General features: G+C 42.9%; 14 protein-coding genes. 1 reads left to right on the forward strand and 13 read right to left on the reverse strand.

Annotated elements, in window-relative coordinates:
* Window positions 1-64: 64 nt before the first annotated feature.
* Window positions 65-400, reverse strand: a complete 336-nt coding sequence (locus NST26_RS32960; protein ID WP_339312160.1) for a helix-turn-helix domain-containing protein — start codon at window positions 398-400, stop codon at window positions 65-67.
* Window positions 401-543: 143 nt separating this feature from the next.
* Here NST26_RS32960 and NST26_RS32965 point away from each other — a divergent pair, with 143 nt between their 5' ends.
* The gene (locus NST26_RS32965; RefSeq protein WP_339312161.1) at window positions 544-945 is read left to right on the forward strand and encodes a HEPN domain-containing protein; all 402 of its coding nucleotides are present in this window, start codon (window positions 544-546) and stop codon (window positions 943-945) included.
* A 477-nt stretch (window positions 946-1,422) separates the two neighbouring features.
* Here the strand turns inward: NST26_RS32965 and NST26_RS32970 are convergent, their stop codons facing one another.
* From NST26_RS32970 to NST26_RS33025, 12 genes are all read right to left on the reverse strand, one after another.
* Window positions 1,423-1,797 (reverse strand): HNH endonuclease, encoded by a 375-nt coding sequence (locus NST26_RS32970; RefSeq protein ID WP_339252581.1) that lies wholly within the window; start codon window positions 1,795-1,797, stop codon window positions 1,423-1,425.
* A gap of 180 nt (window positions 1,798-1,977) precedes the next feature.
* On the reverse strand, window positions 1,978-2,709 hold the full coding sequence (locus tag NST26_RS32975) for an HNH endonuclease (protein ID WP_339252583.1): 732 nt from the start codon (window positions 2,707-2,709) through the stop codon (window positions 1,978-1,980).
* A 191-nt stretch (window positions 2,710-2,900) separates the two neighbouring features.
* Entirely contained in the window at window positions 2,901-4,178 is a 1,278-nt protein-coding gene (locus tag NST26_RS32980) for a DUF262 domain-containing protein (protein WP_339252585.1), read from the reverse strand.
* Window positions 4,175-5,383, reverse strand: coding sequence for an FRG domain-containing protein (locus NST26_RS32985; RefSeq protein ID WP_339252587.1), 1,209 nt, complete (start codon window positions 5,381-5,383; stop codon window positions 4,175-4,177). Before NST26_RS32985 ends, NST26_RS32980 begins: the two co-directional genes overlap by 4 nt.
* Before the next feature lie 211 nt (window positions 5,384-5,594).
* Window positions 5,595-7,508: a hypothetical protein gene (locus NST26_RS32990; RefSeq protein WP_339252589.1), complete on the reverse strand. Its 1,914-nt coding sequence runs from the start codon at window positions 7,506-7,508 to the stop codon at window positions 5,595-5,597.
* Window positions 7,509-7,536: 28 nt separating this feature from the next.
* A complete protein-coding gene (locus NST26_RS32995; RefSeq protein ID WP_339252591.1) occupies window positions 7,537-8,481 on the reverse strand; it encodes a DUF3883 domain-containing protein in 945 nt (314 codons plus the stop codon).
* Window positions 8,478-10,361 carry a DEAD/DEAH box helicase gene (locus NST26_RS33000; protein ID WP_339252593.1) on the reverse strand — a complete coding sequence of 628 codons (1,884 nt, stop codon included), beginning with the start codon at window positions 10,359-10,361 and terminating at the stop codon, window positions 8,478-8,480. Before NST26_RS33000 ends, NST26_RS32995 begins: the two co-directional genes overlap by 4 nt.
* 5 nt (window positions 10,362-10,366) lie before the next feature.
* Window positions 10,367-11,530 carry a hypothetical protein gene (locus tag NST26_RS33005; protein WP_339252595.1) on the reverse strand — a complete coding sequence of 388 codons (1,164 nt, stop codon included), beginning with the start codon at window positions 11,528-11,530 and terminating at the stop codon, window positions 10,367-10,369.
* A 155-nt stretch (window positions 11,531-11,685) separates the two neighbouring features.
* Window positions 11,686-12,165: a 23S rRNA (pseudouridine(1915)-N(3))-methyltransferase RlmH gene (gene rlmH / locus NST26_RS33010; protein ID WP_339252597.1), complete on the reverse strand. Its 480-nt coding sequence runs from the start codon at window positions 12,163-12,165 to the stop codon at window positions 11,686-11,688.
* Between the two features lie 159 nt (window positions 12,166-12,324).
* The gene (locus tag NST26_RS33015; RefSeq protein ID WP_339252599.1) at window positions 12,325-13,530 is read right to left on the reverse strand and encodes a DUF4179 domain-containing protein; all 1,206 of its coding nucleotides are present in this window, start codon (window positions 13,528-13,530) and stop codon (window positions 12,325-12,327) included.
* Between the two features lie 42 nt (window positions 13,531-13,572).
* Window positions 13,573-15,660 (reverse strand): M56 family metallopeptidase, encoded by a 2,088-nt coding sequence (locus NST26_RS33020; RefSeq protein WP_339252601.1) that lies wholly within the window; start codon window positions 15,658-15,660, stop codon window positions 13,573-13,575.
* A gap of 2 nt (window positions 15,661-15,662) precedes the next feature.
* Complete coding sequence (locus NST26_RS33025; RefSeq protein ID WP_339257674.1) at window positions 15,663-16,070, reverse strand: BlaI/MecI/CopY family transcriptional regulator; 408 nt, start codon at window positions 16,068-16,070, stop codon at window positions 15,663-15,665.
* Between the last annotated feature and the right edge of the window lie 21 nt (window positions 16,071-16,091).

Raw genomic sequence — 16,091 nt, forward strand, 5'->3', positions numbered from 1 at the left:
CGGCCTGGAAGGCCGCCACTGTTGTTTATACTATGAATAAATTGGTTTGCTTCATAATGATTCTTTATAATAATTCCTTCAGTACATTTTTAGCCACACGTACCTTCTCCTCATTGGCCTCACGGAGCATGCCTACCATATCCTGAATATCACGCTCTGCTGCGGTAACCATGAACTCTTCACCCTGGTATGCAAACAACTGAATGACATTCACCTCGAGCGATTCTGCAATCTTATGTAAATTCAATAAAGAAACGTTCTTTTCCCCACGTTCAATCTGCCCTATGTATGAAAAATGAAACCCGCCTATCTCCCCAAGCGCCTCCTGCGACAGGCCCCGCTCTTTCCGCAGAGCACGAATCCGCGCTCCCACCTGCTTCAATATTTCCTTATCCATCACAGTATTCACCTCTCCATGTCCAAAGTGTAGACAAGTTTCCTAAAGGTAAACACCAATTAATAGATATTATTATTTATTATAATATTTATAGGTATTATAATAGGTGTAATACTTTTCCAAATATGCTATGGGAGGCTTTCACTATGGGAAAAAGCTTGCAAGAGAAAATCACTGACTATATAAGTCTAGCCCGTTATCACATGAAATTAGCTCAGATTATGAGAAATCACAAGCAATACAAGACTGCATTCTTTCTTTGTCATTCAGCCCTCATCTCCATGATTCGTGCGTTATACATCTATGAGAATAAGACAGAGTTCGGCTCGGAGATATCATTAAATGATCTGTTACTCCTGATACATACCGACTATCATCCTGGGCTAGAGATTGTGGCGTTTGTGGGTGAATTGAATTATCTCGTTAATGGGGAGGGGAAGGAGTTAGAGATGATAACGGACGAGGATATGAAGAGAGTGATGAGACGGGCGGGTGAGGTTTTAGATGAGTTGTGTTGGAGGATGGGGGGGGGGGAAATGGGAATGTAGATGGAAGGCATCATGGCGATAAATTTACCTTTTGGCGCTAATGTGCCCGTCTCTGTTACACAACCCCTTTAAAGGGTTACTCTCTATCCTACAGAATGTTGTCCAATACCTAAAATAGTGTGACCTACCTCGTCTTGGGTCTTCAACGTAAGATTAAATTAAGACTATATGTCTGCTCAAAAAAGCACAAGTCAGTAGCTTGTGCTTTTTGCATTATATGACGTGAATATCACTCAGTAAGAAATTGCCTTCTTTGATTTTTTTATACTCATCGGCCATAACAATGATGTGCCTAATAGCAGGATTCAATTATTATTGCCTCTTTAGTTCATGAGCAATTTGAGAAAATATACTTGAAAGGGTAATCTCCAACCCGCCTTTAGCCTGATTCATATGAAAACCAGAATTACTAAAAAAACGTTTTATTAGCTCCTTATCTGCCAGCATTTCATTTACATCATCTACGCGATCTACAAGTTAAAAAGTTCTTAATTCTCTCATGATATCTTCTTGAACCAAGGATGTGTAATCTTGCTTTTCTACCCAATCCAAAAACGCCTCGCGAGACTTCGTGTTCGGAGCGCGGTCATGACAGCTCTTACACATCAGAAATAGATTCTCTGGGATATCCTCTCCATCGAACTGACGGGCAATTATGTGGCAACGTTGAAGAGGTACCCTATCCCAGTTATTTATTATATCTTCACGTGTAGCACTGGGCTTGTTCAAATCATATTTAGCATCAAAATGTCGTTTACATGCCCAACAACAAGGCTCCCCCCAGTCAAATCCCCTCTTGTCCAACCATTCCATCCAATGTTTAAAAATCTGGGCTTTTGTTGGCATAGCCATTTTAAACCCCCTGTGTCGTTTTATTTTTCATTTTCAATTTACTTTTTTGGAGAAAAGGTGATAAATAACAACTTCTTAAATCAATTGGTTAGAAGGTATATCAGCTAGGGAGAACATCAAGCCCAGTGAATAGCTCAAGTGATTTCGGAAATATAGTTTCACTAAAATGGGTTATGCTTTTTAATTCATCATCAGTAGATTATCTTTGTGTCTCAAATAAACAATCGCTATAGGAAAGCTTGATGGAGCACCCTTTCCCCCCTCTAACACCCTGACTTCACGTGCACCGAAAACGTAGTATTCATGATCTAATAATTCCTTTATCATTTTAGTTATTTCAAAACCGTATCTAACTCTTTCACCCGATTCAAAATCGCTTAGTAAATCTCCAAAATCATGTAGGTATTGTAGAAACCCTGAAATCAATTCAACTTCATTTTCATTTTTTGGTTCATCATGATCAAATTCATACCCCATTGCTCTATCCAAAATATTAATGATTTCTTTTCCGCCTGTAATCCTAGGTAATTTTTCAGGAATATTTTCCTTTATCCTTTTAATTCTCGGAGGTTTATCTTCTTGCTGGTCAAGGCTTTTAGATACCCAAAGCTCATGGTTGACTTTAATTTGTTTAATAATGTCTTCGGTAAATGTCTCAGGTTGGTCATCAATCATCTTGTGATGAATGCGACATAACAGAATTAAGTTATCATAAGTATCTATTACATCTTTAGGACGGTTTTGATCGTGTCTAGGCCCATTCTTTTGACCAGAAATAATATGGCATTCCTCGCCGACAATTGACGAATTATCTTTTTCAGTCTCATCAATAATTAGTTTTAGCTTGCATATGGAACATCTATTTCCTGATCTACCCCATAGTATCTTTCTAGTCTTATCTGAGATCGACATGGGATCCCCCTTATAAGTACTCTCTCATCGTCTCTATTATTCCTTTATATCACTCTGTCCAACATCTTTCTTAGCACTATTCCACAAAAGTTTTCGCCGTCATTTATGATAAGGTACACCGTACCACTCTAACTGCGAAAAAAGGATGCTTTTTCAAAAGCATCCTTAACAACAATGCAGGCTTCAAATTGCTAAAACAGCGGAACTGTGTAGCGGTTATTTTCTTCAAAAACTTCGACTTCGCTTATCTTAGACTCTAAAAAATTCAATGAAGTAAATTGCATCTTATGAATTTGATGTCGTAAGAATAAATAATTTATTACATTTTTCATATTAGTAGAGGATGCCTTATATGATATATCAGCAATTGGGGATAAAGATAAGATTAATTTAATATCTGAGATGAGTCCTTCATTTTCAATGACATAATCAAAATAATAGCTTATGGTAGCTAATACAATTGATACACCCATAAGAAATTTACTTTGCCTATCCTTTTCCTCATTTATCATACTCGTAGAGAAAGGATACTCTATAGCTTCAGATATTTTTAAGGCCAAATTATTAAATTTATTGAACTTAATTTTAAGTTCGTCTAGTTCTTCGTTACCAACACTTTTGTATAGCTTTGATTTTCTTTCAAGAAACCTCTTTGAGGCGGTCACACCATCTCTAACATTTTCCTGTAATCCTGATTCTAAGATACTAAGGATTACACAGATCTCCTGGTGATTTTTTTGTTTATCATTGCGGGATTTTGTTATGTTATATATCTTAAATAATTTGTCCTCTACTGTATCCTCACCTTCATTATCCTGCTCCATCTTTTCTTCATTTCTTTGTATAAGAGTGTTGATAAAGTGACTTATATATTTACTTGTCTCGGAAAAATATGTAGCCATCTCTATTTCCTGAATTTCTAGCGGCTTCGTGTTTCTATTATATCTTTTAAATAACTCAATTTCAGTATCTGAATCCTCAAAGCTTTCGAACTCTAGGATAGACAAATGACTTCCCAATATTTTAATTTTATCCTTCTTGTCTAGCTCTGAAAACTTCTTTCCTTCATAGTTAGCGTCTCCACCTAAGATATCAAGACTTTTAAGGGGAAACTTATTGTTAATGTATCTATAGATTGCGTTAAGTCTGTGCTGCCCGTCCATTACATGTCGTATTTGCATCTCGTTTTTACCCGATATCACCAGGAAAATCTCTGGTATTGGTATTCCAACTAATAATGATTCAATTATTGAACTTTCCTCTTTTACAGATGATCTATAAATTCTTTGGTAATCTGGGCTCAAAACAATTCCTTGTAGAACTTCCATCTCTGTTTCATCATTGATATCCTCAATATTTAATTTTAAATATTTCTCTCCTTTGTCTATAAACTTAACTATATCTTGAACTGAAATGAGTGGCCGATTCGATTTAATTCTCATTATTGATTCTTTTATTTTCTCTCTCATCTTCCCCGGTAACCCCCCATCACTTCTTCATAATTAAATTTTATCGATTTCACGACATTATCTTTATCCGGGTATATGTTTTCAAATGTAATACCCAAATTAAACAATTCCTTCAGTATTTCTTTTTTACAATCTTTATTTATAATTACAATCCTACAAAAATTTGATAGTCTTCTTTTGAAGTCTTCTCGATCTTGAGGAGATACCTTTAAAAAACAACCTTTTTGGAAATGAATCCGTTCGTTTGAGTTACCCAATTTAATAAAATAAGATCTTGCTGAGTATCTTCTCACAGAGTCCACGACAGTTGGTACAGAATAATCTAATAATTTTTCCTCTAAGCTTACAGCGTCCTTATTGTATGCTAAAGAATCAATAAAAAAAACAATAGAATGCTGCTGACTATAGTTATAATCTTCAATCGCGAAAAGTAATGAGATCAAATGAGCCTCTGTAAAATCTAAATAATCAGTAGGCAAACCAAAATGTTGCCCTTCGGCTCGTAACTCCTCCCCCGATTTGTTTTTAATTTCCTTATCGTAATATATGATCTTTTGTTTAAAAGCACCCTCATAAATATCTGAATGTATCTCGTAATCCCTCTCGAATCTTCTGTGCAATGAAGGCAATAAATCAAAACTACAATCCTTTTGTCCTCTAGACACATAATTGACCGCATTATCTAGCTCAGAAACAAATGAAATAAATTCGCTCAGTCTTGAAATAAACTTAACATTAGTTTCAGGCATTTCAAATTTACTAGCAATTGTATTAACAACATTGTAGTCTTTGTACTTTTCCTCTTCCTCAAATTTAAGGCTTACAATCCTCTCCAATTTTTCGAAATCTACTGATGAATCTGTTTTACGACTTAATTTCTCCAAGCTTTCTGCATCGAATATTTCACCTATTTTTAGCTCTTTAAGAATACTTATATCAATTTCATCTATCTGCTGCTCTTTCTGGAGAATAAAATATGATTGCTTTAAATAAAGCAAATTAGACTCTACAAATTTATAACACGGGTCATCTTTACTAAGAGTCTTGGAAATTTGCTCACTAATCTGACCATCATCTAAGTTTGTTAGTTTTTCGACTTCTGGTTCATATGCCTTAAATATAGCTTTAACTCTCTCTTCATTTTCGCTCAAATCAATTTCTCTCAACTCGGTCAACTCAAATAAATCTACCTTAGTAGCTTCCAAATTATTCGCCCCCCCGTTTACGACAGTATCTATCTTAGATTCTACTTTTATAAAATCCAAAAGTCACCAGTAGTTTCAATTTCATTACTTTTCGCCCTACTTATGATACGGCTCACCGTATCATTCTAACGGCGAAATGACAAAGGAGATGTCGCCACGACATCTCCTTGAAGACTACTAGTTCTCTCACTTTCTTCAAAGCTAGATAAACTCATGCCTTATGTCCCGATTCACTACTCTCATACATCCAAACATCCGCCTGATCTGCAGTTAATAGTGAGAATGTATATTCCCCTTTACTTGGTATGTACAAATATATATTCTCTCCATATTTTGGCTTATGTGACTTATACCATCGCTGCAAGCCTAGAATCTGATATCGACCTTCATCCAAGCGGTCGACCCAGCCCTCATATCTGGCACCTGCGATGTCCATCACGGTATACTTGGTATACTGCTGTAAGGCGGGGAAATGTTCAATGATATACCGTTTAATTAGTATGCGGCCCAACTCAAGGCAGTGTTTTGATATAAAGTACTCGACCATAACACCGTTTTCAAGTTCGTATATCGTAGGGTTGCCATCTGGAAGAGATAAACGAAAAGGGAATTTGAATCGGAATAGATCACGGAAAGACAACTTCCATTCGGTCAGTGCATAAACACCACGCGCCACTTGATGGATGCGCTCATTATCCGTGAGATCAAGATGCAGCGTCCCCTCATTCATATTCATCCCTCGACGCCGCAATTGTCGACGCATTTCAGACTTATGAACTGGCCTGCCCGCCGTTTCGATAATTGAAATTAGTATATCTCCTATCCGGTTATGAATCTGTGGATCATATTCGATCAGGCCCCATTCGCGTAATGCCCAATAACCCCGGCTTGGGCGTGAAAGCTTCGGCTCTGTCAGAAAAACGGAGGAGATTGAGTTATTGTAATTCCTTCGTCGCCGAATCTGGGCCTCCAATTCGGTGTATGGCATGGGAGAACCATTCTCCTTAAGCACTAAATATGCTACGTCACCAAGACGCATTCGGTGAAATGGAGCATGCTGCATCGCGTACACATACCCACCTACAATTGCAACTTCACCCCAACTTTTCAGGAACGGTTTGAAATCCCTTGTGTGCATATTTAAGCCGTGAGAGTTAGCAATCATCTCAGCATGCTTAAATAACTGAGTAATAGGTATTCCCTCCCTCGCTTCCGCTAAATACTTTAATAATGATGGTACGATGATCCCCAACAGTTCATCGTCCAACGGGCTAATGTTCATCCCAAATGTATCATTTGAATGCCCCTTAAATTCAGGCCAAAATTCTAATATTTTGATTATTTCGGCTACTTCGTAACCCTTGAGTTCCTTTACAATTTCATTTACAGGTAAAGTTCCGCTCTCATTTAGTAGGTTTGTGATCCTGTCGACCAGCTTCAAATCCACTTGATGTTCCCACTTTTTTAAGATCCAAAACTCTGTATCATCAATCTTGATAACTGGTAGTAGATTTAACATAAATGTGAACATACGCTTTAATCCAACTGTTGCCGGGACGATTGCCATACTTTGATAGATTAATTCCTCTATCTTTAGGGGTCTTCCAGACTTTACAAATGTCGAGATAATTGACTCATCCCATGGCCTCTGCAGAGAATGAGCATACCGTGATATCACCTTGACTTGATCAGGCAAAGCGGATTTCGGCATCCAGTTATTACAATTTAAAGGAATGAGTTCATCCTGCAATTCAAGCAAGATATATACGACTTTATAGGACAAGGGTATCTCTTTCAGTGCTTTGGGAAGATACCATTTGCACATATTTACAACTTCAATAACTGCACTAATTATATCCTTCTTCTGTAAGCCATAAACGCTACAAAGCTCTTCCAATTCCACAATAGTTTCGATGGTTCCGTACACATAGATTTCCCTACTTAATAGCTTCCATCCATGTGCTTGCAAAGTACTCCAAGCGCTTTTTTCATTAATACCAGTCACTTCACACCAAAACATCAAGTCGTCGATGCGAAAAGATAGCTCGAATAGCCTTGTGAACGAACAATAAAATTTTTCTGCATCCAATTGTTTAAAAGTTGATATTACTGTTGATAGCTCCATAATTCTCACCTGATTCATAACTGATTTCTCAAAAAGACACTTTATATTGAGTCGGCTCCATAAGTGCATATAAGGAAAGGTACGAAAAGGGGTCCTGAATTATATCGATAATTGGATCTACTATCGGATCGGTCTGATTGACTAAATACAAAAAATATTGGCTCCCTAGCACTTTGGCTACTTCCAATTCATGACGAGACCAATAAAAAGAGCGATCTGGTCCGACACTTTTCACTTCAATATATCGGTTCGGATCAGGCGATGAAGATGAAAATGATAATATGTCATACCCCGCGTTCACTAACCGGTCCGATACACGTTCTGCGCGGTTTGACTCTTCAACAAGTCCCAATTGTAGTAACCGTCTCTTTTCAATGCGTAGCGCATTCTCTTCTGCTTCCAAGCCTGCTTGCAATTGTAACTCCAATTTAACCTGCAGTTCTTCTAGCGTTAATGGCGGTTGCTCTATTGAATAGGCACGTATCCAAGCGTGTTCACCACTCAGCTCTAAATAATCACCAGACTGTATTACGACACCAAGATAGAGCATTTCTTCCGTCCACTGTTGCAGTGGTTTAATGATTAGCGAACGGATGATCTGTTGTTTGCCTGAATCTACTGTGGAAAAATATCCTATCCACTTTCGGCTTTTCTCGCCCGCCGCAGGGAAATACCATGATGCCAGGAGCTTTTTTTGTCCGTCGTTCAGATCATAACCACCACCACCAACTTCGCCGGTTGCCAACAAACGATTGCCACGTGGTAGCACGTAAACTTGATGTTGATCATCAATCCCGAGTAGGTTCAAACAAAATAAAAGCTCCAATGTAGGCTGGGCTTTAGTTTTTCTACCACCAAGGAAAGCCCCCTCCAATATCCGAAGAAGATGGCTTCGGGTGATATGGCACTGGTATTTACTCTCATACTCCTCCACGGTGCGAATTGTCCACAGCAGGTCGCAGAACTTCTTCATGGACGCTTACTCCTGATGTGTTGAATCACAGTGTCAAAATCTTTTTGAAGCTCTGTTTCCTGATTCCACTCATTCTGTTCCAGATCTAGAGAACCAATCGGCATGTCCATATCGATGACACTACGCATTAACCATGCCTTTTCCTGTAGCCGCTGATGGATGACTTCATCGACTGTCCCTTCACTCTCGATAAAATAATACGTCGTTAATTGGTCATCAGGTAAGCCGATCCTGTGAATGCGGTCGAGTGACTGGAGATAATGCCCACAGTTGAAGCTCCGGTCTAGGTATATCGCATGGTGGCAATCCTTGTGCAGGGAAATCGACTCCGCACATGCTGATGGATTCGCAATAAGAATACATGGTTTATCGGATTGTTTGAACAACCGAATCTGCTGCTCGCGGTTGAACTCCTCATCGTCTTCATCGCTCTTTGGCACGCCACCGAAAATGAGGTAAGTCGGGATCCCAAGGCGAAAGAAATCCTGTCGTAGCTGAAAAATGTTGTTGACAAACGTGCTCCACAATAGTACTTTGTGTCCCTGCTCAATTAAAGCTTGTGCCAGTTCAATCGCTTTTTGTAGCTTGCTTGGCTTCTCGTAAGTCGGATAATGCTCAATCAATTTGACAATATCGCCTCCATCGTATGTCAGAGGCGGAATCTGGAACTCGTGTGAAAAGTCCGCCAACAGTGCGGGGTTTGACGCAGTCTGCATGAGACGGATAATTTTTGCCCGCCGAAACCGGGCTATCTCAGCAATTTCCCTTGAGGAAAATCGCTCCAATTCCTCAAGGGTGCGTGCGGCTAAAACGTCGTAGATCTGTTGTTGTAATTCAGACATTGGCACTTTTACCCTTTGAATCTCGAAAGGAGGCAACAACAAGTCTTTCTTATTGACGCGGTAGAAGTAAGGACGGATCTTGTTCTGAATCCACTCGACATCACCTTCGTAACGTTTTACTTCGGCTTTATATTGAATCTGCTCACCAAGCAGAAATTTCCCTGGCCAAAGAAAGGTCATTTGCGAATATAGATCAAACAGTCCGTTTGGCATCGGTGTGCCCGTGCTAATCGCACGGCGTTTTGCGTAAGGCGCCAGTTTCAATAGTGCATTTGCCCACATTCCATTTTCAAATCGCTTAATGTAATGGGACTCATCGACTACCAACATGACGCGGTATCGTAGCATTAGTTCAATCAGTCGGTCAACATCGATTGCTGCCGTTTGAAAGCTAGTCAGAAAAATGTCAGCACGATCGGACATTTTGTATCTACGTTCCCGGTCCGGTCCGATAAGTCGGTAGCTTATCGCTGGTTGACCAAAACAGCCAGCATACTCTTCTTCCCAAGCCATAAAGGAACTTGGAGGACCTATTATGAGGATTTTATCGACTTCCCCCATTTCACGCCAAACCGAAAAACCTGCGTACAGCATCGTTGTTTTACCACTACCAGGAACCGAGAAATTGGCTGTATGCCACACAGCTAGCATGTGTCGAACCGCTTTCTCCTGATAAGGCTTCAACATTCTCTTAAATCCGGGTAGGTCTAGAGCATTTGCTTCGCTAGCCTCCTCTTTCACGACAAGACCCAGTTCCGACGCCGCTTCGAATACCTTTCTCTCTTCTCCGATCTGTTCGTTAAGCCGATCAAAATTGTCACTCATATGCACTGGAATTCGTTTCCGCCTGAAAAACGCAATGAGATCATCAACTGTACTCCGAATTTTAATCGGATCATCCATTATGTATTTCTGGGAGAACTCACTTTTCACAAAACCCTGCTCCCGGAACATAAGCGAAAATTGACCGACAAATAACTCGGGACGGTCGGTTACGTCGATAATAAGTACATTTTGGTCGAACTCAATATGTACCATCGGTTTTAGGCCCCCATTTGCTGCCGAATCACTTCCATCAGCTCGTCTAATTCCTCAAAGGCAGTTTTAAAATCCTGCTTGGTAAATGTATCACTGTCATCGTCCTGGATCTGAGTTAGCAGTGAAATGGCCTTCTTTAGTTGTTCAACTGGACGTACATTGTTTCGCTGCATTCGCGACAGTTCTGCTGCTGCAGTTACGTCGTTGAAAATATCCTGTGAGGTGGCACTTTCGTTGTTGAACATGTTCTGTGTTAGTACCTTATGAATCTTTTCGTTGACAAAAGCTTCGCGGATATAACGGATATGATCACGTTGTGTGATCGATTTATCGAATTCTTTGTCCAGGTTTACTTCTAGCATACGGTACATCACGTCAACCGCTTCCTGAATTTTAAAGGCGTTGAGCCCAAGCGTCTTCATCGCTGCAATTTCCTTCTGAATTTCTACAAAATGCTCGTTTAGATTCAGCAATAATGTATAGTTCTCCTGTTGGCCGATATACTCTAAAAAACCGTCAACTAGGTCGAGGCGATTTTGATAATCCTTTATTTTCTTTGCTGTCCAGTCGAGCGTTTCACAGAGCTCCTGTTCGCTCATATACTCCAATCCTTCTCTAATCTTTAGCAGATCGTTGATCGGATTGTATTCTTCCTTCAAATCGGCTTTAATCTGAAATTGTACTTCTAGCTTGTAGATCTCTTTAGCAGGCACATTCGCAGGTAATCTATGAACCAGCAAATATTGATAGCGGGAATTAGGATGTCTGGAGTTGAGACGCTTCATACAGGCCAATCGACGATTTGCATCCACCAGGAAGCCATCATGTGTGATAACGCCTGGTCGTAATTGGCTGTGACGCTCCAGGTCATCCAACAAACGTTGGGACTTTGGATTATCCGGAATCAGTAAATCGATAAAATAATTTTCATGTGCAGGGTTACGGTTGTCTAATTCAAAGCCCAGCTCCTGCTCCTTCAAGCGTTTCTCAGCGGCAAAACGGCCATTATCGATATTGAAGCTAAGGAAATTGATTGGCAACTTGTATACCGGCAATACCTGTGGCTGCCCCATAAATAGGAGCATTTCACGTGAGTTGATTACACCTTCACCGCCATTATCGATGTATTGATCGATTTCATATGCGCGTTCCGTCCACATTGTAACCATATCAACCTCTCCTTATTACTATATTTTTTGATGCCATACACTAATTTCAATATCGTTGGATTCTTCTCCTACCAGCCTCACGAAATTCTGAAAAAAAAGAACTAAGGCTTATGATCTATTATTGCAAATTCGAGGTTATTATTAGAAAATTCGCCCTACTTATGATACGGTTCCCCCCGATTAATCTTCACCGCCCGGTACACCTGCTCCACCAGAACCAGCCGCATGAGCTGGTGGGGCAGCGTCATGCGGCCGAAGCTCATGCGCTGCTGGGCGCGGCGCATGACGTCATCGGAGAGGCCGTGGCTGCCTCCGATGACGAAGACGACATGGCTCGTCCCGTAGGTGCCGAGCCGGTCGATCTCGGCGGCAAGCTCCTCGGAGCTCCAGAGCTTGCCGTCAATCGCGAGCGCAATGACATGCGCCTCGCTCTTAATCTGCGCGAGGATACGCTCGCCCTCACGCACCTTCACCTGAATAATCTCTGCGTCGCTGAGGTTATCAGGGGCTTTCTCATCCGCCACCTCAATCATCTGGAACTTGAGGTAGGGCGTGAGCCGTTTGGCATATTCCGCGATGCCGAGCGTCAGATACTTTTCCTTCAATTTGCCTACGCTTATCAGTTGAATTAACATAATTCCTCCATCGGTCTGATCTTGTCATGTCCCTGTATTTTATCACATCCCTGCCCATAACATGCCCTGCTTAGAAGACATTCCCCGCACACCCTGTACCCAACAAAAGAAGAGCCACCCTTCACGGATGGCCCTAAGATACTTCAGATAGCCTGTAATTTACTGCTTAGACATATCAACAATCAGCTGCTGTGTAATCTTACGGTCTTTCATATTGGTGAAATCCAGGCGAAGCGACTGCGGTTTATTCAAGAAGAAGTGGCTCTCTGACACGATTTTCATCTCATGGTCTGCATAGGTATAGACAGAAGCTCCCTCTTGCGATTTATAATCACCGGTTCCGTTCTTGACCAATAGCGATGGATTATATTCCATATAGAAGGTCTCCATAAACTCTCTGTTTTTAAACAATGCTTCGTCTGAGGATAGTGTGGTTATCGTCGTGAACGGTGTCAATTCCAGCTTTACTTTAATCTTGTGCCCTGCCACATCAATCGTTTCCTCCGGCGTCAGTGTACGGGTCTCCTGCTTCCAGACCTTGGGATTGATATCAAAAGCCACCTTCAGCACAGGGCTATACTTCACGTTGGACTTGATTGCATCATACTTCTTCAGCAGTTCAGGACTGTAGCTGAACGATGAGGTCTGGTCCGGGTTGTCCGCATGGGCCTTTTCGGTGGCAGCGAGCATTTCAGCATCCAGTGCCTTTAGCTGGTTCAGCTCAATGGCGGTTAATGTGCCTAGCTGAAACTCAGCAGCTACTTTTTTGGGAGGCGTGGTCAATGGACTGCTTAACCGGATTTTAGCAATTCCATATAGAATATGATCTTTCTTTGCCGGACTTGCGCCGATGACTAGAGCATCATTGAATTTCTTGCCACTGATGACCTTGCCCGTAACCGCATCAGACAATTGGAGACTATGACCCTTGGGCGGCATGAACACGAATGCTCTCTTGCTGTCAGCCTGGGCTGTAAAAAGGATGATCAGCTCATATTTGTCTGCGATGAAGCCGTTCACCGTCAACTGGTAACCGTCTTTTTTGACGACTGTGTTCAGCGGCTGCACCAGATTGTGTTTGATGGCATACTCAACCTGTCGATAACCCTGAATCTCGGGATTTACAAAGGGGGCAAGCGCTGCCGACGGTTTCGCGGCGGTTGCCGAGGCGGCCAAAGCTTGACCTGTCACGGCAAAAGGGCTAAGCACCAGCGCTGCGGTTGTCATGACTGCGACGATGGCGGTAGATAGCCGGTTCCTGGAGGACCGCCGTTTATTTGGCGCTGACCCTTGCTTTTGTTCCTGTATAGGCTGCATCTGCGCCGTATGTGAGATCCCCAGTTCATTCCACTTCATTCTAAACATTGTTGCACTCTCCTTCAATACAAGTTGGTTGTTTCATCCGGATCAGCTCTGATCCTGTCCGGGGACATCAAAGGTCATCTGGTATGTATGCTCAAGATCCTTCATTCCAGTAAGTTTCGCCGGACTCTTCATGAATTCCAGCCGCAGAGATTGCAGCTTATCCAACAAATAATAGCTTTCTGTAACCATCTTCATTTCATAGTCTGTGAACGTAATTGATGAAGTGCCTGGCTTCTGCCTATAGTCTCCCGTTCCAGTCTTGCTCCACCACAGGAATGGAGAACCGTACTTCTCATGGAATGATTTAATAAATTCCTTATTCTTAAACAAAGGTTCATCTGAATAAAAAGTGGCGATGGTTGTTAACGGTGTCAATTGTAATTTCACTCTGATCTTGTGTCCCGCTACATTAAGCGTTTCTGGCGATGTGATGGTATGCGTCTCTTGCTTCCAGTAATTTGCCCTCACATCAAAGGTTGTCTGGAGTGCCGGAGACTCCTGCATGTTGGACTCGTTGGCTGCCAGTGTGCGCAAATGGAACTCCACCTTAATCTTTGAGGGCAGGTCCGTCAAAGGAGTCGCGAACTTAAGTCTGGCAACCGCATATGCAATATGCGGCTCCGGGCTGCTGCTGCTGACCAGCGCATGGGTCCGGCCGTTGATCACCTTGCCGGTAATACCATCCGTAATGATGCATTCTACAAAACGAGGATCACCGGAGAATAGTGACCTACCGCCGTCCACTTTCGCAGTATAGAAGATAAGGAATTGGTTCTTGTCTGCCATGAAGCCTGTCACTGTGACCTGATAACCGTCTTGCTCAATCTCCGCATTCATCGGCACCAGAAGATTATGCCTGATGGCATACTCCGTCTGTTGTTCATCTATGCTCGTTAACGGCACCAGTGTCTGCCCTTGCTCCGTTGCCGTTTCTACGCGTTCCCTAGCAGCAACGACTTCTGCATGCGTGCCAGCGGAATTGGCCTCAGGTTCCGTGACAGCAGAGTCACCGGGCTCCCCAGAGACACCTGTTAGCGTCACGACGCTGAGCAGAGCGACCAGAATTACAGCTGCTGCGGAGATGCGGTAGGAGCCTTTTTTGAAGGATTGAATCATACTGATTCTTCTCCTGATCTGTTGCCGCTGGTGCGGGTTAGAGAAATAAAGATGCCCCCTCCGCTCCCGGACTCGTGAGAAGCGCTTCAGGAACTCTACCAGAGTAAGCCCGTAATCAATTGCCTCCTCTTCTCCCAATACCTCCAGCACATAGGCGTCGCACGCAACCTCCCGATCGATCTTCATCCGCCGGATCGCCAGCCACATCAGGGGATTGAACCAATGTATCGTTGCGGCTAGGCTCCCTAGCAGGTTCCACAGCATATCCCTCCGCTTGTAGTGGGCAAGCTCATGCGCGAGGATGTGCCGCAGCCGGGAAGCATCCAGTTCCCGCAGAGCTTGCTCAGGGACAAAAATCCATGGACGCATTAATCCTGACAGATAGGGGTTGTTAGCCGAACCTCCGGTATAAACAGGTATCGCTCTCCTTATTCCAAACTGGCGTCTGGTGGTAAGAACCACCTTAAGAATCTCTGGGGCACTCACCCGTCTAAGCCGTCTGCGTTCGCGGTGCATCCGCCGGATGTACAGGAGTCCATTCAGCAACATAAGCATGACGCCCAGCAGCCAGATCACAGTGCCTATCTTCATCCAGAGCGGGTAGCCTGCGGCCCCCGCAGAGCTGCGGTTAACCGTTGCCGCTCCATCCTCCTGCCGGGCTGTGTCTGTCTGCCCCTGTACATTCAGAGCGGTGTTATTAGCCGGATATGTAACCTGATCTCCCCCTCCCGGCGGAAGCTCCTGATACTCACCCTTAGAAGCTCCGGTGTCCGGCCCCTTGTCCAGGATAGTTGTTAACAAATGTTTACTATTGCCCAGAATATGCAGCATGCTGACAGGGCTGTCCGGTACAGCAGGCAATAACAGCCGGGCGATAACAAGCAGCCACAGGAGGTAACGCACCCGGGCGTTGATGAATCTTCGCAGAACATATTGAATGAACAACACAGCCAGAATCACCATGCTTGCCGCCAGTGTCTGTTCTGCGATACCGGCAAACCATCCGTAGACCATATTCATTCCTGCTTACCTGAGTTGCCGCTGGTACCCTGCGACTTCTTCTCCTTGAGCAGCTGTTCGAGTTGTTCAATCTCCTGCTTGGACAGCTCGACATCCTCCAGGAAGCTGGTCACCATTAACTGCGTAGCCCCGCCAAATACGCGCTTCAGGAAGGAGCGGCTCTCGGCCCGGACACACTCATTCTCTGACACCAGCGGATAATAGAGATAGCTCCGGCCGGATTTCTCATACGCTATCGCGTTCTTCTTAAGCAGCCGGGTGACGAAGGTGCGCACCGTCTGCTCGCTCCATTCCACAGATGCAGGCAGGAGCCGGGTGATTTGTTCCGAGGTGAGCGGATGATGCTCCCAGATAATCTTCATAATTTCCCATTCAGCTTCCGAAATCTTCGGCGTTGTACTCATCATAACAGCTCCATTCCATCG

Origin of the sequence: Paenibacillus sp. FSL R7-0128 (assembly GCF_038002245.1) — a bacterium.
Taxonomy (GTDB): domain Bacteria; phylum Bacillota; class Bacilli; order Paenibacillales; family Paenibacillaceae; genus Paenibacillus_AQ; species Paenibacillus_AQ silagei.